General features: G+C 74.5%; 20 protein-coding genes. 14 read left to right on the forward strand and 6 right to left on the reverse strand.

The genetic code is table 11. The features are described from left to right. The first annotated feature begins 48 nt into the window (after window positions 1-48). The 4 genes from GKC29_RS17640 (at window position 49) to GKC29_RS17655 (ending at window position 4,482) form a co-directional block, all read left to right on the forward strand. Window positions 49-945 carry an IS982 family transposase gene (locus GKC29_RS17640; protein WP_155331462.1) on the forward strand — a complete coding sequence of 299 codons (897 nt, stop codon included), beginning with the start codon at window positions 49-51 and terminating at the stop codon, window positions 943-945. Between the two features lie 147 nt (window positions 946-1,092). Further along, on the forward strand, window positions 1,093-1,863 hold the full coding sequence (locus GKC29_RS17645) for a DUF5995 family protein (protein ID WP_155331879.1): 771 nt from the start codon (window positions 1,093-1,095) through the stop codon (window positions 1,861-1,863). A 451-nt stretch (window positions 1,864-2,314) separates the two neighbouring features. Beyond that, complete coding sequence (locus tag GKC29_RS17650; protein ID WP_155331880.1) at window positions 2,315-2,707, forward strand: hypothetical protein; 393 nt, start codon at window positions 2,315-2,317, stop codon at window positions 2,705-2,707. A gap of 209 nt (window positions 2,708-2,916) precedes the next feature. Further along, window positions 2,917-4,482 carry a hypothetical protein gene (locus GKC29_RS17655; RefSeq protein WP_155331881.1) on the forward strand — a complete coding sequence of 522 codons (1,566 nt, stop codon included), beginning with the start codon at window positions 2,917-2,919 and terminating at the stop codon, window positions 4,480-4,482. 243 nt (window positions 4,483-4,725) lie between these two features. Here GKC29_RS17655 and GKC29_RS17660 read toward each other — a convergent pair whose 3' ends face one another. Next, the gene (locus GKC29_RS17660; protein WP_155331882.1) at window positions 4,726-4,932 is read right to left on the reverse strand and encodes a hypothetical protein; all 207 of its coding nucleotides are present in this window, start codon (window positions 4,930-4,932) and stop codon (window positions 4,726-4,728) included. A 332-nt stretch (window positions 4,933-5,264) separates the two neighbouring features. Between GKC29_RS17660 and GKC29_RS17665 the strand changes: the two genes are divergently transcribed. Further along, window positions 5,265-6,092 carry a hypothetical protein gene (locus GKC29_RS17665; protein ID WP_155331883.1) on the forward strand — a complete coding sequence of 276 codons (828 nt, stop codon included), beginning with the start codon at window positions 5,265-5,267 and terminating at the stop codon, window positions 6,090-6,092. A 2-nt stretch (window positions 6,093-6,094) separates the two neighbouring features. On the opposite strand, the gene GKC29_RS17670 is transcribed toward GKC29_RS17665, so the two are convergent. The 5 genes from GKC29_RS17670 to GKC29_RS17690 all read right to left on the reverse strand — a co-directional run bounded on the left by GKC29_RS17670 (window position 6,095) and on the right by GKC29_RS17690 (window position 11,206). After that, window positions 6,095-7,300: a low temperature requirement protein A gene (locus GKC29_RS17670; RefSeq protein WP_155331884.1), complete on the reverse strand. Its 1,206-nt coding sequence runs from the start codon at window positions 7,298-7,300 to the stop codon at window positions 6,095-6,097. A gap of 135 nt (window positions 7,301-7,435) precedes the next feature. Further along, on the reverse strand, window positions 7,436-8,203 hold the full coding sequence (locus GKC29_RS17675) for a helix-hairpin-helix domain-containing protein (protein WP_370463363.1): 768 nt from the start codon (window positions 8,201-8,203) through the stop codon (window positions 7,436-7,438). Window positions 8,204-8,578: 375 nt separating this feature from the next. Beyond that, window positions 8,579-9,928, reverse strand: coding sequence for an NAD(P)/FAD-dependent oxidoreductase (locus GKC29_RS17680; RefSeq protein WP_155331886.1), 1,350 nt, complete (start codon window positions 9,926-9,928; stop codon window positions 8,579-8,581). Between the two features lie 15 nt (window positions 9,929-9,943). Next, window positions 9,944-10,291 carry a TcmI family type II polyketide cyclase gene (locus GKC29_RS17685; protein WP_155331887.1) on the reverse strand — a complete coding sequence of 116 codons (348 nt, stop codon included), beginning with the start codon at window positions 10,289-10,291 and terminating at the stop codon, window positions 9,944-9,946. Window positions 10,292-10,402: 111 nt separating this feature from the next. After that, window positions 10,403-11,206 (reverse strand): BTAD domain-containing putative transcriptional regulator, encoded by an 804-nt coding sequence (locus GKC29_RS17690; RefSeq protein ID WP_155331888.1) that lies wholly within the window; start codon window positions 11,204-11,206, stop codon window positions 10,403-10,405. A gap of 404 nt (window positions 11,207-11,610) precedes the next feature. Here GKC29_RS17690 and GKC29_RS17695 point away from each other — a divergent pair, with 404 nt between their 5' ends. Genes GKC29_RS17695 through GKC29_RS17735 form a run of 9 tightly spaced genes read left to right on the forward strand, consistent with a single transcriptional unit; the run spans window position 11,611 to window position 19,676 of the window. Continuing rightward, the gene (locus GKC29_RS17695; protein ID WP_155331889.1) at window positions 11,611-11,943 is read left to right on the forward strand and encodes a TcmI family type II polyketide cyclase; all 333 of its coding nucleotides are present in this window, start codon (window positions 11,611-11,613) and stop codon (window positions 11,941-11,943) included. Continuing rightward, window positions 11,940-13,646 carry an acetyl-CoA carboxylase carboxyltransferase subunit alpha gene (locus GKC29_RS17700; protein ID WP_155331890.1) on the forward strand — a complete coding sequence of 569 codons (1,707 nt, stop codon included), beginning with the start codon at window positions 11,940-11,942 and terminating at the stop codon, window positions 13,644-13,646. Before GKC29_RS17695 ends, GKC29_RS17700 begins: the two co-directional genes overlap by 4 nt. After that, window positions 13,643-14,320 carry an acetyl-CoA carboxylase biotin carboxyl carrier protein gene (gene accB / locus GKC29_RS30020; protein WP_230688674.1) on the forward strand — a complete coding sequence of 226 codons (678 nt, stop codon included), beginning with the start codon at window positions 13,643-13,645 and terminating at the stop codon, window positions 14,318-14,320. Before GKC29_RS17700 ends, accB begins: the two co-directional genes overlap by 4 nt. A gap of 10 nt (window positions 14,321-14,330) precedes the next feature. Beyond that, the gene (locus GKC29_RS17710; RefSeq protein WP_155331891.1) at window positions 14,331-15,707 is read left to right on the forward strand and encodes an acetyl/propionyl/methylcrotonyl-CoA carboxylase subunit alpha; all 1,377 of its coding nucleotides are present in this window, start codon (window positions 14,331-14,333) and stop codon (window positions 15,705-15,707) included. After that, on the forward strand, window positions 15,704-16,411 hold the full coding sequence (locus GKC29_RS17715) for an SRPBCC family protein (protein WP_155331892.1): 708 nt from the start codon (window positions 15,704-15,706) through the stop codon (window positions 16,409-16,411). The genes GKC29_RS17710 and GKC29_RS17715 overlap by 4 nt, the downstream gene beginning before the upstream one ends. Continuing rightward, window positions 16,404-16,808, forward strand: coding sequence for a cupin domain-containing protein (locus tag GKC29_RS17720; protein WP_155331893.1), 405 nt, complete (start codon window positions 16,404-16,406; stop codon window positions 16,806-16,808). The genes GKC29_RS17715 and GKC29_RS17720 overlap by 8 nt, the downstream gene beginning before the upstream one ends. Continuing rightward, window positions 16,805-18,067, forward strand: coding sequence for a beta-ketoacyl synthase (locus tag GKC29_RS17725; RefSeq protein ID WP_155331894.1), 1,263 nt, complete (start codon window positions 16,805-16,807; stop codon window positions 18,065-18,067). The genes GKC29_RS17720 and GKC29_RS17725 overlap by 4 nt, the downstream gene beginning before the upstream one ends. Beyond that, window positions 18,064-19,347: a beta-ketoacyl synthase N-terminal-like domain-containing protein gene (locus tag GKC29_RS17730; RefSeq protein WP_155331895.1), complete on the forward strand. Its 1,284-nt coding sequence runs from the start codon at window positions 18,064-18,066 to the stop codon at window positions 19,345-19,347. The genes GKC29_RS17725 and GKC29_RS17730 overlap by 4 nt, the downstream gene beginning before the upstream one ends. Beyond that, window positions 19,344-19,676: an antibiotic biosynthesis monooxygenase gene (locus GKC29_RS17735; RefSeq protein WP_155331896.1), complete on the forward strand. Its 333-nt coding sequence runs from the start codon at window positions 19,344-19,346 to the stop codon at window positions 19,674-19,676. Before GKC29_RS17730 ends, GKC29_RS17735 begins: the two co-directional genes overlap by 4 nt. Window positions 19,677-19,830 lie beyond the last annotated feature (154 nt).

Genomic DNA, 19,830 nt, shown 5'->3' on the forward strand with positions numbered 1-19,830 from the left:
GCGTGGCAGGTTGACCAGCGCAAGTAGAGAGGGCATCGATGGTCGTTTGTGAAGACAGACCTCGACACCCTCTTGACCGCACTGTACGTGCTTATCGACGACCACGTCATCCCGCCCGGCCGCAAAGGCCCGGGCCGGCCGAAGCGACTTTCCGAGGCCGAACTGGTCTGCCTGGCCGTGGCTCAGGTGCTGCTGGGCGCCCGCTCCGAGCACCACTGGCTGCGGATCTGCTACGGCCGTCTCGGGCATCTGTTTCCCTACCTGCCCAAACAGCCCGGCTACCACAAGCGGGTCAAGGCCGCCGCGCCGCTGATCTGCCGAACCACGATGTACCTGGCCGGGCTGTGCCCCACCATCGGCGACCAGCTGCGACTGCTGGACGCCACCCCGGTGCCGTGCGGCACCTCTCGGTCCACCGTGCAGCGCTCCGCGCTGGCCGAGATCGCCGGCTACGGCTACTGCGCGTCGCACTCGCGCTGGTACTGGGGCCTGAAGCTGTACCTGTTGACCACCGCCGAAGGGCTCCCGCTGGCGTGGTGCCTGGCCGACCCGAAGATCGGCGAACGCGAGATCGCCGAGGACCTGCTCGACTACGCACGCGAACTGGGCGCTCTGGCACCGGGCATGGTCGTGCTGGCCGACAAGGGCCTGGCTGGCAGGGCGATCGAACGCTACTGCGCCGAGCAGGTCGAGGTGCTACTGGCCAGGCCGGACCGCAAGGACGAACGGCGCCGTTTCGGCAACCTCGCCGGGGTCCGGCAGTGGATCGAGTCGGTCAACCAGACCCTGAAAGGTCAGCTCAACCTGGAAGGACACGGCGGTCGTACACCGGCCGGGGTGTACGCCCGCGTCGCCCAACGGCTCCTGGCCATGACCGCCGCGATCTGGCACAACTGGCGCATAAACGCCGACGTCAAACGCTCCCTGACCGCGTACGACCACTGATCCAGTCGGAATCACTCGTCTAGGACGCCGGCCCTCCGCGCGCACGTACGTATACGTCGTTCTACTGATCCGGCCGACCGCCGTCGGCTGCAAGGCTGTGCACCGTCACCAGGACAGGTGACCTTGGGGGGAGCAGGTGGAGGAGAGATGACCGAACCGGTTTGGGGGCCCGTTCACCGGGACATCGTCGACCTGCTCGCCGATCGTCCCGCGGATGTTCCGGCCGTCGTGGACCACCTCACGAAGTTGCAGGACCTGCTGGTCCGGCTCCCTCCGCTGGAGGAGAGCTGCCCCCTCGCGGACTTCAACAAGCTCTACCTGGTCATCACCGAGAGCGTGCTGAACGGTCTCTACGACGACTGGTTCGCCGACCCGGTCTTCCTGTCCCGGCTGGACGTCGAGTTCGCCGCGCGTTACTTCGACGCGCTGCGCTTCTGGACCGACTCCAGCCCGAACTGCCCGAAGGCGTGGTCGTGCCTGTTCGAGCGCATGCGCGGCCCGGACGCCCGGCCGCTGCCGTCGGCCGCCGCGGGGGTCAACGCGCACATCAACTACGACCTGCCGTTCGCCCTGGTGACGACGTTCGACAGCCTGGAGTCGGAGCCGATGGACGGCACCGACCAGCACCGCGACTACCTGAAGATCAACGAGATCTTCGCGGACAAGATCCCCGGCCTGCGTCGCGGTTACCTGGACCAGTGGCAGTTGATGATCGACATGCTCAACGGCGACATCGACGACTGGTACCAGGGCGAACTGGTCGAGTACACCCGCGACGTCGCCTGGCGTAACGCGCAGAAGATCTGGCGGTGCCGGCACGATCCGACCGCCCACGAGTGCGAGCGGGCGCGGCTGGACGACAACGCCGCCCTGCTCGGTCGGTTGCTGCTGTCGCCCCTCGGGGCGTTCCTGCAGTAGCCGGGACGGGGGGTCCCCGCGCTCCGCGGCGGCGCGGAGCGCGGGGACGCGTCCCGCCCGCCGGCACGGCGGGGGCGACGCGATCCGGCCGCCCGAGGGGGAGCGGCCGGTGTGCGGTCCGGCTTGCGACCGGTCCGGCCCGGCGGGACGGGGCGGTGGCCGCGAGCGCGGGGGGACCGAGCCGTCCCGGTGGGGCAGGCCCGGTCACGACGGGGCCCGGCCGTTCGACGGGGGAACGGCCGGTGGTGACGGGGCCCGGTGCGGCCGCTCGTGGGGGAGCGGCTCGGTGGGCCGGCCGGCCCGGGGGGTGTCGGCCGGCCCGCACCGGGTACGTGCGCGCCATGACCTGCCCGGACCGGCGGCCCGCCGCCCGACCCCGACCCCGACCCGCCGTCCGACCGCGTCCCGCCCGGCCCGGGGACAGCCGCCGCACCGGCCGGGACGGCCGCACGTGACGGGCCCGGTCCACCGCTTCCCGTTCCGCTTCGACCGGCGGTTCCGCCCGGCGCTGGCGCTGCTCGGCGTCCGGCCGGCGACGGCCTGGCTGCAGGTGGACGACGACGAACTGGCCGTGCGGTTCGGCCCGTGGCGGCTGCGGACCTCACGGCGGAACGTGACCGGCGCCGAACGGGCCGGGCCGTACCGCTGGTGGCGGGCGATCGGGCCCCACCTGTCGTTCGCCGATGCCGGTGTCACCTTCGGCAGCAGCACGGTCGCCGGTGTCTGCGTCCGCTTCGCCGAGCCGGTGCCCGCCCTGTTGCCGGGCGGCTGGCCGCGGCATCCGGGGTTGACGGTGACGGTGACCGATCCGGATGCGCTGGTCCGGCTGCTCGCCGGCGCCTGACGGCCTCCTCCGCCCACGCCGGACGGTGCTGTTGCCCGGTATCTGCCCGTGAACGCAACATGAAGGCGAATGGGTGATTCATTCACCTACACGCCGCTCTGCCCGTTTCCTGCCCGTACCGTGACGTTCGGTGCCGACCGCGTGGTCGACACCCCGCCGCCCGGATCGGGACGGCCGTGTCAGGCACGAGGGAGAGGCAGGAAAGCTCGATGTCCACGTATCACGACAGCCGCCGACCATCGCGGTCCCGGCGGCGGTCCCGGAGGCTCCTCGCCGGTGGGCTGGTGGCCGGCAGCCTCGTCGCCGGCGCTGCGGGCCTCGTCGGCATGGCCGGTCCGGTCGGGGCCGAGGACCTGCCGCACTCCGGCGGGAACGCGTCGACCGTCCGCAACGAGCGGGCCCACGAGGAGGGCGGCCGCGACGGGGCGGGCCGCGAGCCGGTCGGCGGGGAGGCGACGGGCCGGGACGGGACCGGCCGCCACGGGGACGGCCGGGACGAGCAGGGCGCGCGGGAGGGGGACGGCCCCGGCCGCGGTCGCGACGCTGTCTCCGTTCCATGCGACACCAAGAAGCTGATCGGCGCGCTGGTGCGGGTCAACGCCGAGGGCGGTGGCGCCCTGCGGCTCGCCCCGAAGTGCACGTACACGCTCACCGGGGCGTTCCAGCAGCCCGACGACTACGACGGCGGCATCCGCGACGCGCGGGAGGCGGCGGACTCGGCGGAGAACCCGGGCGACGCCGAGGCGCCGCCGCGCAACCCGGCCGACGACAAGGCGGGGCTGCCGGTGATCTACCACCCGGTGACCATCGAGGGGGCGGGCGCGACGATCGAGCGCGCCACGCACGCCGAGGTGTTCCGGTTCTTCACCGTGCGCGACGGCGGGGAGCTGACGCTGCGCGACGTCGAGCTGGTCAACGGGCGGTCCGCCGCCGAGGGCGGCGCGGTGCACGTCGTGCACGGGGCGTCGGCGGTCATCGAGCGGGTCACCGTCGTGCGCAGCAGGTCCTTCTCGAAGGAGGGGGGCGGTGGCGCCCTGTTCAACGACGGCAACATGGTCGTGCGGGACAGCACGTTCATCGACAACCACGCGGCCGGTGCCGTGGGCAAGGGCGGGGGCCTGCTCAACGGCGGCGTGCTGACCGTTCACTCGTCGACGTTCAAGGACAACAGCGCCGTGGCGTACGGCGGCGGGCTGGGCAACTACCGCGGGGCGGCGGAGGTGCGCACGAGCACGTTCGCCCACAACACGGCGGGGCAGGGCGGCGGACTGGCGAGCTTCTCGGCCCGTACCCGGGTCGCCGACTCGAAGGTCGTCGGGAACAGCGCGCAGACCGGCGGGGGGATCGCGAACTCGGACGCGCTGATCTATTTGCGCGGCCTGGAGGTCCGGGACAACACCGCCACCGGAAACGGCGGCGGCATCTCCACCTTCCAGGGGCTGGTGCCGCTCGACGACAGCGTGGTGGCGGGCAACACCGCCCACGGCCACGGCGGCGGCATCCACGCCGTGAAGTCGAACCTGCTGGTGCGGGAGAGCGCCGTGACGCGGAACCACGCCGTCGAGGCGAAATCGACGGGTGGCGGCGTCTCGGTCAGCATGGGCCGGCTCGCCCTCTACCGCAGCACCGTCGTGGACAACCGGTCGCGGGTGCCGGCCGGCGGCATCCACGCCGACAAGACCCAGGCCAAGGTCGACGGGGAGACCGTGATCTCGGGCAACAATCCCACCAACTGCGTGGGGGGCAAGGTGCCGGTCGCCCACTGCTTCCGGTAGGCACGATCAGGGATCCGCGCCGGGAGACACGTCGTCGTCTCCCGGCGCGAACCCGTATGACCCAGCCTCCTAGGAAGCACTACGCGATGTGACCCCGGGAGCCACAGGTCGTCGCTGTCCCGGATCGACGGTGAGCACGAATCGGTCCGCCGACGCCGATCGCGCCCGGTCCACCTGGTGCCGTCGGTGCCGGACATGGAGCGGGCCCGCGCCGAATCGGCGCGGGCCCGGAGGCTCGGTGTCCTACTCGGACGGCTCGGGCAGCTCGCAGTCGACCTTCGGGTTGGCGCCGATGTAGTTCAGCGGCCCCGCAACGATGGTCACCAGGATGGTGCCGGCCTCGGCGCAGTTGGTGTCGTCACCCGAGTAGTAGCCGCGCTGACCGGCGGCGATCGCGCCGATGAGCAGCCAGATGACGACCAGGACTCCGAATATCGACGTTCCACGCATCGCGTGCCTCCGAAGGGATGTGGTGGTTTCGAGGTGGAGCCCTTGTACCCAATCGGGTTACCCGGCTAACGGTGCCGGCGACCAGCCGCGGGTGGGTGCGCGACCGCACCCCGCGGGTGCCGGCCGGCACCGGTTGCTATCGGATCGACGACCGAGCGGGCCATCCGGCACACCGGCCGGCGTAGAACGTGCTAGGGCCTGTTCCACGAGACCATGCCCGGCTGGGCCTCGGCTCGCTCGGGTGAGCCATCCGAACAGGCCCTACGCGGTGCCTCGACGCCCAGCCCGGCCGGGGCGTCGACCACCGCCGAACGCACGGCGCTGGAGGACTGATGGACGTGTGGACACCGCACCTGCACCTCGACCGCCCGGGGGACGTCGCCGCCGCGGCCCGGGCGGTGGCCGACGGTGCCGTCGTCGCGGCCGCCTTCGGGAACTTCTACGCCCTGGTCACGCGCCCCGACGCGGCCACGGTCCGCCGAGCCAACGTCGTCAAGGGACGCCCGTCGGAGCAGGTCGGCAGCATCACCGCCCCCGCCGACGGCGTCGCGGCCCTGTTCGACTGGTCACGGTTGCCGTACCGCCTGCCGGTGGGCCGGGTCCGGCAGTTGATGGACGCGCTCTGGGACGCGGGACCGTTCGGTTTCCGAGGCCCGGCCGCCGACCGCCTGCCGGCCCACCTGACGTGTCACGACCGCGGACTGCGCACCGTGCAGGTGATCGCGCCCGGCGCCCGGTGCCCGTCGAACGCGTTCCTGCGCCGGGCGGTAGCCGAGGCCGGCACCGATCACCTGCACGTCACCTCGGCCAACCGCTCCCGGCACCGCCCGGGGGCGGGCGACGAGCCGGCCCACTGGAAGGCGGCGGGCATCGCCGCCGACTTCGCGCGCGCGGCCGACCTGGTGGTGCTCGCCCACCCGGACGAGGCGGCGGCGCGGGCCGCGTACCCCCGGCACCTGCCGACGTCGGTGACCGTGCTGTCGTTCCACGCGCCCGAGGGCGACCCGGAGGAACCGCCGGTGCTCATCGTCGAACGGCACGGCTCGCTGCACGTCGACGATGTGCGAAGGGCCGCCGCGCCGCTCGGGCTCCAGGTGCGGCTGGGCGCCACGGCGGGCCGCCGGCTGGGGGTACGGGGGTACGCCGCGGTGCTGGTGTGACGTCAGTGCGGCGGTGCGGGAGCCTCGGGCGGGCGCCCGTAACTGCGCCGGAGGTCGGCGATCGCCACGCCCGCGAGGACCAGCATGGCGGCCGCCGCCGCGGACAACGCCGGCAGGAACAGCACCGCCGGCGCGACGGTGAGCAGGGCCAGCAGCCCGGCCGGACGGGACAGCGACACCCGGCTGAACACCTCGTACTCGAAGATCGAGCGGCCGACCAGGAAGAGCGCCGGACCGCCCAGGATGACGGCCGCCCAGGCCGGCGGCGTGCGGCCCTCCGGCTCGTGCAGGATCAGGTCGAAGCCGGCGGCGGTGGTCACCACCCCGGCGACCATCAGCAGGTGTGTGTACGGGGCGGTGTGGAGGAATTTGTTCGGTTCCCGCGAGGTGGCGATCGCGAGCGGGAGAAGTTCACCGGACTTGTGCACGTAGATCCGCCAGAACAGCAGCGTGGTGGCGAACGACACCCCGAACGCGGCGATGTTGTCGACCTCGTGCTGCTCCAGGCTGAACATCGTGCCGATGGTCAGGATGGCGTCGCCGAGCGCGATGATGAAGAACTGCTGGTAGCGCTCGGCGAGATGTTCGGCGGTCACGTTGCGCTGGGTGCTGGGGACCGCGCCGAGCCCGGGGACCGGGTAGGCGAGCCGGAAGCCCAGGTAGTCGATGGCGAGCGCGCCGGCCCACAGGAACAGACGGCCGTCGCCGGAGACGAAGGCGCCCCCGATCCACGGCACCGCCGAGACGGCGAACCAGATGAAGATGCGGGCGGCCCGCTTCTGGGTCTGCCGGTCGTGGCGGACGGCCGGCATGAGGAACAGGCCCCGGCCGAGGTGGATGGCGACGTACGTCCCGGCGAAGACGAGGCCGCGGGCGCCGAAGGCCTCCGGGATGGCGGTGGTCATCAGCAGCGCGCCGAACATGACCGCCGCGATCAGCAGTTTGATCTCGGGGCGTTCGGGGTCGTACATGTCGGTGACCAGCGTGGTGATGGCCCAGGTCCACCAGACGGCGGCCAGGATGACCAGCGCCTGGCCGGCCCGGTGCCAGTCGAGCTCCTCGACGAGGCCGCGCGAGATGAGGGCGAGCGCGACCACGTAGACGAGGTCGAAGAACAGCTCCAGCAGCGTCACGCGGCGCGGCGACTCGTCGTGCCGTAGCGGCGGGCCGCCCCGGCGCGGGTCCGGCCCCGGCGAGGCGGACTGCACGGCTGCTCCTGTGTACCGGGATCGGCGGCCGGCCGGCCGCCTTCGTCCGACGGTAACGAGAGCTGTGCCGCGTTACGCGATATATGGGCGAAATGCCCGGCGGTCCCGTTCGGGACCGCCGGGCACCGCCGTCGGTCAGGCGTCCTCGCCGTCGCCGGCGGGCAGGACGCTCGCCGCGTCGGGCGCGCCCGCCAGGACCCGCGCCTGCTGCGGCCACGTCGCGAGGCCCGGCGCGGCCCGCAGGCCCGCGGCGCGGATGGTCTCCCGCAGCGCCGCCTCGTCCAGGGCGGCGAGCTGCTCGTACGTCCGAATGCCGGCCGCGTGCAGCGCGGCGGCCATCTTCGGCCCGATGCCCTGGATGCGCCGGAAGTCGTCGGCGGCCTCCGCGTCGGCCCTCGGCCGGACCGGCGGGGTGGCCACCGGACCGCGAGCCGCCGGCACGGCCGCCGGCTCCGGCGTCGCGACCGCCGGTTCGGGCGTGACCTCGGCGGGCTTCTCCGCGACCGGCTCCCGGGGCGTGGCCTCGGCGGCCGCCGCGGCGACCGTCGCTTCCGGGCGGGCCGGCGCGGCGTCGTCGCGGGTGTCGTCCTCGGCCTCGGGGGCCGGGCGCGGGGCGACCACCGCCACCTCCGCTCCGTCGGCGGCGGGCGCGGTCGACGCGGTGTCGTCGGCGGCCGGCGCGACGTGCTCGGGCGCCGGCACCGGGTCACCGGTCAGCGCCATGTCGGCGTGGCCGACCGGGTCCGCGACCGCGGTGGACGCCGGGGCCGGCGCGGGCTCGTCGTCGGCGCGTCCGTCGGGCGCCACGTCGACGGTGGGATCGGCGACCGCCGTGGGCGCCGGGTCGACGGTCGCGTCCGGACGTGCGGTGTCGGCGGTGGCGGCGGGCGTGGGCTCGTGCACGACGGCGGTCGTGGCGGTGGTCGGCTCACCGTCCACCGTGGACGGGGCCGGCGCGGCCCCCCGCCGCCTGAAGACGGCCCACCCGGCGGCGACGCCCACCGCCAGAGCCACGACAAGTATCAGCCAGTCCGACCACGCCACGGCGGACCCTCCCTATCGATTCGCGAGTCAGTCGACAAAAACTCGCCGCAGCTTGCCACATGCGTGGGTCGGTACGACAGCACGGCTCGACGGCTGGCCCCGCTGGTGGGACGGGTTGTACGCGGGGTGCCGGTGACGCGACGCACCGTCGCCGGACCCGGGGGCGGCGGACGCCGCCGGGCGCACGCGTGCGGACCCCGGTACCGGACCGGGGTCCGCACGCGACGCGGGGTGTTAGTCCTCCTCGCCCCGGTAGGTGTAGAAGTCGTCGACGAACCGGCGGGCCAGCCGGGGCACGCGGCTGGTGACGCCGAAGTAGCCCCGCGCCCCGAGCAGAGCCAGCCGCCCGACGACCGGCTTGTACATGCGGTCGTCGCCGCTGGTGCCGCTGCGGTTCAGGGAGTCGGCCACCCGCGCGAACCCGTACGGCACCATCACCGCCTCGTAGTCGGCGACCGCCTGCACCAGCGTCTTCTCCCCGGCGGCGGCGAGGCGTAGCTGCCGGCAGAGCAGCGCGGCGTCCCGCAGGGCGGTGTTCGCGCCGACCCCGCGGCCGGGTGTCATGGTGTGGATGGCGTCGCCGAGCAGGGTGACGGTGCTGCTCTTCCACGGTGGAACCGGCTCGCTGGTGGCCACCTTGATCGGCAGGGCGCTGTCCGGGTCGGCGCTGGCCAGCAGGCGCCGCAGGTGCGGGTGCCAGTTGCGGGTGAGGTCCAGGGCGAGCCCGGTCAGCTCCTCGCCGCGGCGCTGCATGACGTCGGGCGGGAACCGCCGGGCGGTGCTCCAGATGACCAGGTTGACGTTGTCCCGGGTACTGTCGTGGGCCCGCCCCGGCCACCCGTCGAGCAGCGCCGCGTCGGCCGGGTCGAGCCCCGCCTTGAGCCTGCCGTCGCGGTCCCACGGGAACTCCATGACGTGCAGGACGCCCATCATGCCGCCGGTGCCGAAGATGAGGGAGATGCCCTTCTCGACGCGTTCGGGCAGCAGCGCCCGCACCTCGTCGGTCAGCGGGATCCGGGTGGCGATGTTGATCGTGCCGGCGTCCCTGGTGACGGCGTGCGGCAGGTACTGGCGGCGGACCGCCGAGTGGGTGCCGTCCGCGGCCACCAGCAGGTCGCCGTCGGCGCTGCTGCCGTCGGCGAAGTACGCGGTGACGGTGCCGTCGTCGCGCTGCTCGTACCGGGTGAGGGCCTTGTCGAAGTGCACGACGTCCTCCAGGCCGGTGAGCAGGACCTGGCGCAGCGTCATCCGGGCGACGGACCGTTCGGTGTTCACCGGGTCGGTGTCCGGCCGCAGCGGGAAAGACGCGGTCTGCCGCATCCGCTGGGTGATGACGTTGAAGTAGCGGGGGGAGCGGGCGCACGTCGCGAGGTAGGTGCGGAACAGCTCCGGCGGGAGGCACTCCCGTAGCGCCCGGCTGCCGGTCGGCCCGATGCCGACCCGGTAGCCGAGCAGTCCCTCGCCGCGGGTGCGGTACCGCTCGTGGACGGACACGCTGATCCCCGCGCGGCGCAACCCCTGCGCCAGGCACAACCCGCCGGTGCCGGCGCCGACGACCAGGACGTGCGGTCCGCTGGTGGACACGACGCGCGTCCCGGGTCAGCCGGCCACGCGGGGCGCGGCGGCGTCCGCGGCGTCCCAACGGTAGAAGCAGCCCGCGATCGCGTCGCGGGGCGAGCGCCAGGTCGGCAGGTACGGGGTGGTGTGCGCGGAGAGCCGCTCGTTGACCTGCCGGTAGAGCGGGTGGTTGCGGGCGCCGGCGAGGGCGTCCGGGTCGACGTCCGCGGTCTCCATCAGGTGGACGCACAGGTCGTGCAGGCAGTACAGGGACCGGTGCGTCACCCCGGTCAGGCTCGGCAGTTCGGTCGCGTCGGACTCGGCGAAGATCTGCGCCACGCGGCCCTCCGCGCCCGGGATGATCCTGCTGACGATGACGAGACGGCTCATGGTCTTCCTTCCGCCGGTGGTGCCCGGCCAGGTGGGCCGGGTGGTGCGGTCCACGCTGCCCGGACGGCTGTCACCTGCCCGTCACATCGGCCGCCGGCCCGGTGACGCGGGTCAGCGGGCGCGGGGCGCCGCCCGCTCGGCCGCCGGCCGGCGTACCGGGGTGTCCCGGCTGGCCTGCCGGATCGGCCCGAGGGTCTCGTCGAGCAGGGCGGTCATCGTGGCGGATGGCTCCAGCCGCAGTTCCCGCCGCAGCAGGTCCCGGTAGACGTAGAACGCGTGCACGGCTTCGAACGCGTTGCCCTCGGCGAGGTGGATGCGCACCACCAGGCGGTGCGGTGTCTCGCGCAGCGGCTCGGCGGCCATCGCCTCCAGCGCCGCTTCGAGGGCCTCGCCGTGCCGGCCCGCGGCGAGGTAGTGGTCGGCCAGCCCTTCCAGCATGTGCAGCCGTAGCTGCCGCAGCCGCTCGCGTTCGGCCAGCACCCAGTCGTCGTACCAGCCGGGGAGCAGGTCGTGGCGGCCGGCGGCGAGCGCGGCGGCGGTGCACGGGTCGTCGCCGTCGCGGACCCGGGCGGCGGTGCCGACGAGCGCGTCGACGTCGACCCGGACCACCGGGTCGAGCCGTACCGTGTCGCCGCTGGTGATCAGCGGGCAGCAGGGGTCCTGCCGTAGCCGCCACAGGGCGGTGCGCAGGGACGACAGGGCGCGTTCCTCGGGGGCGTCCGGCCACAGCAACCCGGCCAGATGGCTGCGGGTGGCGCCGGGGCGCAGGCCGACCAGCGCGAGGACGCGTTGCAGGCCGCGCGGCACCACCACCGGGGTGTCGCCGTGCAGCAGCCGGAACCCGCCCAGCAGGTGCAGCCGGATGGGCGCCGCCGCGCGGCGCCCGGCGGTCGGCATGGACGGATCGACGGCCACGGCGTACCCCCTGCGGAACGCTCGTCGGAGAATCCTCGACTGGTGTTCCCGGCGCGGCTGCCCATACCCCGGTGTCGGGGCGCTGTGCCGCGGCGCGGCGTCGCGCGTCACGGCCGCCGGGCTGACCGTGACGAAGATTATCAATCACGGTCACTCTGAGTCAATGGACTGGTCGTGGTGTCGACAGCTGCGAAACCCGTTCTGAACTGCGCATAGTCGCCTCCGGTCGCGATCACTCCACAGCGGATGCACAGCTAGCGTCAACGCACCGTCACCGAAGCGCGAGCTTTGGCGCCGGACGGTGACGCGGCGGTGACGCCGATGGGGACAGGGTGACGCCAGTCGTCCGGCTCGGTCGGCGTCCGGCGCGAACGGCGCCCGACGCCGTGGGGGGAGGCCCATCCATGGACCGTTCGTTGATCGTCGCGAAGGTCGACCCGACCGCCGAGGCGCGCGTCGCGGAGATCTTCGCCGAGTCCGACGCGACCGAGCTGCCCCGCCTGGCCGGGGTCCGGCACCGGTCGCTGTACCGGCTGCACGACCTGTACGTGCACCTGCTCGAGACGGAACTGCCGGGGGAGGGCGCGGTGGCGGCGGCCCGGGGCCACCCCGAGTTCGCCCGGGTGAGCGACCGGCTGCGCCCGTACGTCTCGCCGTACCTGCCGACGTGGCGGGAACCGCGCGACGCGATGGCCCGCTGCTTCTACCGGTTCGACGCCCCCGGGGCGGGATCGTGACCGCCACGGCGCCCGGCGACGAGCAGCTCTGGTCGCGCTGCGCCGGCTGCGCCAGCCTGCTCTACCGCAAGCGGCTGCGGCGCAATCTGGACGTCTGCCCCGAGTGCGGCACGCACGCCCGGCTCGACGCGCCCGTACGGCTGGCGCAGCTGGTCGATCCGGGGTCGTTCGCCGCCCTGCCGGACCGCGCCGCCGCGGTGGACCCGATCGGCTTCGTCGACGTCCTGCCGTACCCGCGCCGCCTCGCCGCGGCGCGGGCCGGCACCGGGCTGGCCGAGGCGGTCGTCTGCGGCACCGGCGCCGTCGGTGGCCACCCGTGCGCGCTGGCGGTGATGGACTTCCGGTTCCTCGGCGGCAGCCTGGGTTGCGCGGTCGGGGAGCTGATCACCCGGACCGCCGAACGGGCCGTCGCCGAGCGGGTCCCCCTGGTCCTCGTCACCGCCTCCGGTGGCGCCCGGATGCAGGAGGGCGTCCTGTCGCTGATGCAGATGGCCACCGTCAGCCAGGCCATCGCGGCGCTGCGGGAGGCCGGTGTGCCCAGCGTCAGCGTCCTCACCGACCCGACGTACGGCGGGGTCGCCGCCTCCTTCGCCACCAACACCGACGTGGTCATCGCCGAGAGCGGCGCCCGGATGGGCTTCGCCGGCCCCCGGGTGATCCGCCAGGTCACCGGCCGGGACCTGCCCGACGGTTTCCAGACCGCCGAGTTTTTGCTGCGGCACGGCCAGGTGGACATGGTGGTGCCCCGGCACGCCCTGCGCGGCCGGCTCGCGGCGCTGCTCGCCACCACCGGTGGGGGCGAGCAGCGCGGGGCACGTCGCCGCGTACCCCGGCCGGAACGCCCACCGGTCGACGCGACACCGGCCGGCGTGCCCCACGGCGGCGAACGGGACGCCTGGGAGACGGTCCGGCTGGCGCGGCATCCGGGCCGGCCGACCACCCTGGACTACCTGGAGTCGGCGTTCGACGGCTTCGTCGAGCTGCACGGCGACCGGTTGGGCGCGGACTGCCCGGCGATCGTCGGCGGCCCCGCCCACCTCGGCGGCCGGCCGGTCATGGTGATCGGCCACCAGAAGGGACACACCACGGCCGAGCTGATGGCCCGCAACTTCGGGATGGCCAGCCCGGCCGGGCACCGGAAGGCGCTGCGGCTGATGCGCCTCGCCGCCCGGTGGGGCCTGCCCGTGGTCACCCTCGTCGACACCCCGGGCGCCGACCCGGGGGTGGGCGCCGAGGAGCAGGGCCAGGCGGCCGCGATCGCGGAGAACATCCTCACCCTCACCACGCTCCCCACGCCCGTCGTCGCCGTCGTCACCGGCGAGGGCGGCAGCGGCGGCGCCCTGGCCCTGGCGGTCGCCGACCGGGTGCTGATGCTGGAACACGCCGTCTACTCGGTGATCAGCCCCGAGGGCTGCGCCGCGATCCTCTGGCCGGACCGGTCCGCGGCGCCGCAGGCCGCCCGGGCGTTGCGGCTGACCAGTGCGGACCTGCGCCGCCTCGGCGTGGTCGACGCCCTGGTGGCCGAGCCGGCGCCGGCCGCGCACCAGGATCCGTCGGCGGCCGTGCGGGCGGTGCGGGAGGCGGTGCTGGCGCACCTGCTGCCGCTGCTGGAGGTGCCCACCGCCACCCTGGTCCGCCGGCGCCGGCAGCGGTTCCGCCGCTTCGGTGCCGCGCGCCTCGGCACCCGGGTGGGTGCCCGGTGACCGCCGGGACGGCGCCGGTCGGCGTGCCCGCGACGAACGGCGGCGCGGGCGACGGACCCGCCGGTGCCGGCCGGCCCTCTGGCACCAGGGTCACGGCTGGCACCGGCGCCCCCTCCGCCGGCGGACCCCCGGCCGGCCCGGTCGCCGCCGGCACCGCCGCCGCGGCCCCGACGGGCACCACGGCCGCGGTCGACACGGCCGCGGTCGACACGGCCCCGGCCGGCGCGGTGGCCGCGCTGCGCCGGCACGTCCGGGAGCTCGTGGCCGACCTGGACGGGTCGGTGCGGCGGGTCATGCTGCGCAGCGGCGACACGGTGCTGGAGGTGGAGTGGCACCCGCCGGCGGAGAGCGTCCGGCCGCCCCCGGCGTCGCTGCCGCCCACGGTCGAGGTGTCGGCGACCGTACCGCCGGCGTCCCCGGCTGCCGGGCCGGCCCGGCACGCGGTGCGCTCGCCCATCGTCGGCACCTTCTACCGTGCGCCGGAGCCCGGCGCGGCGCCGTTCGTCGCCGTCGGCGACCGGGTCCACCCGGGCCAGGTCGTCGGGATCGTCGAGGCGATGAAGCTCATGAACGAGGTGACCGCGGACCGGGCCGGGCGGGTGGCCGAGATCATCGCCGTCGACGGTCAACCGGTCGAGTACGACCAGCCGCTGCTCGCGCTGGACCCGGCCTGAGGTGGTGGCGATGTTCGGGAAGGTGCTCATCGCCAACCGGGGCGAGATCGCCCTGCGGGTCCTGCGCGCCTGCCGTGAGCTGGGCATCCGGACCGCGGTCGTCTACTCCACGGCGGACGCCGACTCGGCCGCGGTGCGCCTCGCCGACGAGGCCGTCCGGATCGGACCGGCCGCGAGCCGGCGCAGCTACCTCAACGCCGCCGCGATCGTCGAGGCCGCCCGCCTGGTCGGCGCGCAGGCCGTGCACCCCGGGTACGGGTTCCTCTCCGAGGACGCCGACTTCGCCGAGATCTGCGCCGACAACGGGCTGACGTTCGTCGGCCCGCCCCCGCACGTGATGTCCGCGCTGGCCGACAAGTCGTCGGCCCGGGCGCTGATGCGGCGGGCCGGGCTGCCTCTGCCGCCGGGCAGCGTGGCGCCGGCGCCGACCGCCGCCGACGCCGCACGGGTGGCCGCCGAGGTCGGCTACCCGGTGATCGTCAAGGCGGCCGCCGGTGGGGGCGGGCGCGGGATGACCGTCGTGCACACCCCCGCCGACCTGCCCCGGGCGTACGCGCGGACCCGCGCCGCCGCCCAGGTCGCCTTCGGCGACGACCGGGTGTACGTCGAGCGTTACCTCACCGGCGCCCGGCACGTGGAGGTGCAGGTGCTCTGCGACGCCCACGGCAACGGGGTGCACCTGGGCACCCGGGACTGCTCGGTGCAGCGCCGCCACCAGAAGCTCGTCGAGGAGGCGCCGGCCCCGTCGCTGTCGGCCGGCACCCTGGACGCGATCGCCGACTGCGCCCTGCGCGGCGCGCTGGACGTCGGCTTCACCGGCGCCGGCACCGTGGAGTTCCTCGTCGACGCGGAGGAACGCTTCCACTTCCTGGAGATCAACTGCCGGATCCAGGTCGAGCACCCGGTCACCGAGATGATCACCGGCATCGACCTGGTGCACGAGCAGTTGCACGTGGCCGCCGGCGTCCCGCTGCGCTGGCGGCAGGAGGACATCCGCCCGAACGGCGTCGCGATCGAGTGCCGGGTCAACGTCGAGGACCCGGACCGGGACTTCGCGCCGACCCCGGGCCGGCTGGAGCGATTCGTACCACCGGGCGGGCCGTTCACCCGGGTCGACACCCACGGACGCCCCGGCTACCTCGTCGGCCCCCACTACGACTCGCTGCTGGCGAAGGTGGCCGTCTGGGCGCCGGACCGGGAACTGGCGCTGAACCGGCTGGAACGCGCGCTCGACGAGTTCGACGTCGCCGGCCCCGGAGTCCGCACCACCATCCCGTTCGTCCGCCGCGTGCTCGACCACGCCGGCTTCCGCAAGGGGCGCTACTGCACCGGCCTGGTCGACCAGCTGCTCGCCGTCCCGCCCGTCGCACCGAGGAGGAACCCATGACCGTCACCCACGGCCGCCCGCTCACCGACGACATCACCCACATCCTGGTGACGCACTGCGGGCTCGACGCCGAGGCCGCCGCCCGCGCCCCGGCCGCCTCCCTGGAGGAGCTGGGCATGGACTCGCTCGCCCTGCTCGAACTGTCCGCCGTGGTGGCCGACCGCTGGCAGGTGCGGATCCCCGAGCAGACCGGCCAGCTCAGCATCGCCGCCGTGGCGGACCTGGTCGCGCGGCGCGCCGAGCCACCCGGCCACACCGAGAACAGCATCCTCATCGCCGCGCCGCTGCCGCTGGTCTGGGACGTCACCAACGACGTGGCCGGCTGGCCGCGGCTGTTCACCGAGTACGCGGTGGCCGACATCCTGCACCGCGACGGGGACACCGTGCGGTTCCGGCTCACGATGCACCCGGACGAGAACGGCATCGCGTGGAGCTGGGTCAGCGAACGCACCGCCGACCCGGTCACCCGCGAGGTGCGGGCGCACCGGGTCGAGCCGGGCCCGTTCGAGTACATGCGGATCCACTGGCGCTACACCGAGGAGCCGGGCGGCACCCGGATGACGTGGGTGCAGGACTTCGCGATGAAGCCCACCGCGCCGGTCGGCAACGCCGAGATGACCGACCGGATCAACGCCAACAGCGCGGTGCAGCTCGCGGTCATCAAGGAGAAGGTCGAGCGGATCGCGGGGGGCCACGATGAGTGAGCAGGTCCAGGGACTGGTCGCCGCCGCCGACGTGCCCGCCGACACCCGCCGCGGTGGGGAGCTGCGGGTGCTGCTCGGCCCCCGTACCGTCGGCAGCACCTCCGGCTTCATGGGCGTCGTCACGCTGCGCCCCGGTGAGCGCGTCGCCGAGCACTACCACCCCTACAGCGAGGAGTTCCTGTACGTGGCGCGCGGCGCCGTCACCGTCGACCTCGACGACGAGGCGGTGCCGCTGGCCGCCGGCGAGGCCCTGTTCGTCCCGGTCAACGTCCGGCACCGGCTGCGCAACACCGGCACCGAGGACGCCGAGGTCGTCTTCCACCTGGGTCCCCTCGCCCCCCGCCCGGAACTCGGTCACGTCGACACCGAGCTGGTCGCGCAGCGGGGCGGGTCGTGACCGGGCGCCGCTCGGTGGTGACCGGTGTCGGGGTGGTCGCCCCCGGCGGCGCCAGCCGGGACCGGTTCTGGAAGGCGATCACCGAGGGGCGTACCGCGACCCGGCGGATCACGTTCTTCGACCCGTCGCCGTTCCGCTCCCAGATCGCCGCCGAGTGCGACTTCGACCCGGTGGCCGCCGGCCTCACCGAGGCCGAGCGCCGCCGCGCCGACCGGTACGTGCAGTTCGCGCTCGCCTGCGCCGCCGAAGCCGTCGCCGACGCGGGCCTCGACCTGACCGACGCGCAGCGCGACCGCACCGGCGTGGTGCTCGGCACGGCGGTGGGCGGCACGATGGCGCTGGAACAGGAGTACGTCACGGTCAGCGACGGCGGACGGCGCTGGCTGGTCGACGCGGCCCGCGGCGGCCCGTACCTCTACCAGGCGCTGGTGCCGAGCAGCCTCGCCGCCGACGTGGCGTGCCGGCACGGCCTGCACGGCCCCGCCCAGGTGGTCTCCACCGGCTGCACGTCCGGCATCGACGCCATCGGGTACGCCCACCAGCTCATCGCCGACGGTGAGGCCGACCTGGTGCTCGCGGGCGCCGCCGACTCACCGATCTCCCCGGTCACCGTCGCCTCCTTCGACGCGATCCAGGCGACCAGCCCGGACAACGACGACCCGGCCCACGCCTCCCGCCCGTTCGACGCCGACCGGCACGGCTTCGTCCTCGCCGAGGGCGCCGCGGTGCTGGTCGTCGAGGAGGCGGAGCACGCCCGGCGGCGCGGTGCGCACGTCTACTGCGAGGTGGCCGGGTACGCCAGCCGCAGCAACGGCTACCACATGACCGGCCTGCGCCCCGACGGGCTGGAGATGGGGCTGGCCATCACCGCCGCCCTCAAGCAGGGCCGCGTCCGCCCCGACCAGGTGTCCTACATCAGCGCGCACGGCTCCGGCACCCGGCAGAACGACCGGCACGAGACCGCCGCGTTCAAGCGGGCGCTCGGTGAGGACGCGTACCGGGTGCCGGTCAGCTCGATCAAGTCGATGGTCGGGCACTCGCTCGGGGCGATCGGCTCGATCGAGATGGCCGCGTGCGCCCTCGCGATCGAGTTCGGCGTGGTGCCGCCGACGGCGAACTGGGCCACCCGCGACCCCGAGTGCGACCTGGACTACGTCCCCAACGAGGCCCGCGAGCTGCCGGTCGACGTGGCGCTGTCGGTGGGCAGCGGGTTCGGCGGCTTCCAGTCGGCCATGGTGTTCCGCCGGGTGCCACGGTGACCGCGCGGGCGGTGGTGACCGGGATCGGCGTGGTCGCGCCCAGCGGGATCGGCGCCGACGCGCACTGGCGAACGGTGCTCGCCGGCACCCGCCGCACCGGCCCGATCACGCTGTTCGACCCGACCGGCTACCCGACCCGGTGCGGCGGGGAGGTGCCCGGGTTCGACGCCGCCGCGTACGCCGACAACCGCCGGCTCGTCCAGACCGACCGGTGGACCCACCTGGGTTTCGCGGCGACCCGGCTCGCCCTGGCCGACGCCGGGCTGCCCGACCGGGCCCCCGACCCGTACGGCTACGCGGTCACCCTGGCCAGCTCGTCGGGCGGGAACCTGTTCGGGCAGCGGGAGCTGCAACGGCTGTGGGGCGGGCCCACCCGCACGGTCGGGGCGTACCAGTCGATCGCCTGGTTCTACGCGGCGAGCGTCGGCCAGCTCTCCATCCACCACCAGTTCAAGGGACCGTGCGGGGTGCTGGTCGCCGAGACCGCGGGCGGGCTGGACAGCCTGGCGCACGCCGCCCGGGCGGTCCGCCGGGGCACCCCGGTGGTGATCGCCGGCGCGACCGAGTGTCCGCTGAGCCCGTACGCCCTCGCCTGCCAGCTGGCGTCCGGGATGCTGAGCGACGTCGCGGACCCGGAGCGGGCCTACCGGCCGTTCGACGCCGCGGCGAGCGGCTACCTGCCGGCCGAGGGCGGCGCGGTCTTCGTGGTGGAGGAGCTGGGGCACGCGCTGGCGCGCGGCGCCCGGGTCTACGGCGAGGTGACCGGGTGGGGCGCCACCCACGACGCCGTCCACACCGGACCGGACAGCGCCGGTGACCCGGCGCAGTACGCCCGGGCGATGCGACTGGCCCTGGACCGGGCGGGTGTCGGCGCCGACGCGGTGGACGTGGTGCTGCCCGACGCGCTCGGCGTCGCCCGGTACGACCGCAGCGAGGCGGCCGCCCTGCGCGCGGTCTTCGCCGACCGGCCGCCCCCGGTCACGACGGCCAAGCCGCTGACCGGGCGGGCCCACCAGGGTGGGGCGGCGCTGGACGTGGCGACCGCGCTGCTCGCCTTCGCCCACGACACGCTGCCGGCGTCCGCCGGGCCGGACGACGTGGCGCCGGGCTGCGAGCTGGACTTCCTGCGGGCGCGCCGGCGGCCCCGCAGCCGGGTCGCGCTGGTCTGCGCGCGCGGCTTCGACGGATTCAACAGCGCGCTGGTCCTGCGCGGGGCCGCGCCGACGGAGGGGAACGGCGCTGGCCCTGTGCTGGGCGCGCCGACGGAGGGGGACGCATGAGCGAGCACGGCGAGCGTCGGGCGCGGGTGGTCTTCCTGGTGCGGGTGCCGCAGGAGCGGACGGCGGCGTTCCTGGCCGCGTACGAGGCGGTGCGGCACCTGGTCGCCGGCGGGGTGCCGGGGCACCTGGTCGACCAGGTCTGCCGGTCGGCGACCGACCCGGAGCAGTGGCTGATCACCAGCGAGTGGGTGAGCCTCGCGGACTTCGAGGCGTGGGAACGCAGCCCCGAGCACCGGGACCTGGTGCGCCCGATGCGGGAGTGCTTCACCGACGCCCGTTCGCTGCGCTTCCACATCCACGCCCAGACTCCCACCCTGGCCTCCGCCTGACCCTGCGACCACGTCCCGTCCCGCGGCGCCGGCCGGCTGCTCGGCATCCGCCCGGCGCCATCGGCCATCCGGTTGGCCGGGCACGCCGTACGCACGAGGTGTCATCCGTTGGTTACGCTGTGCGGGCGTACGCGCCCGATCCTGCCCCGCGAAG

Source organism: Micromonospora sp. WMMC415, from assembly GCF_009707425.1.
GTDB lineage: Bacteria > Actinomycetota > Actinomycetes > Mycobacteriales > Micromonosporaceae > Micromonospora.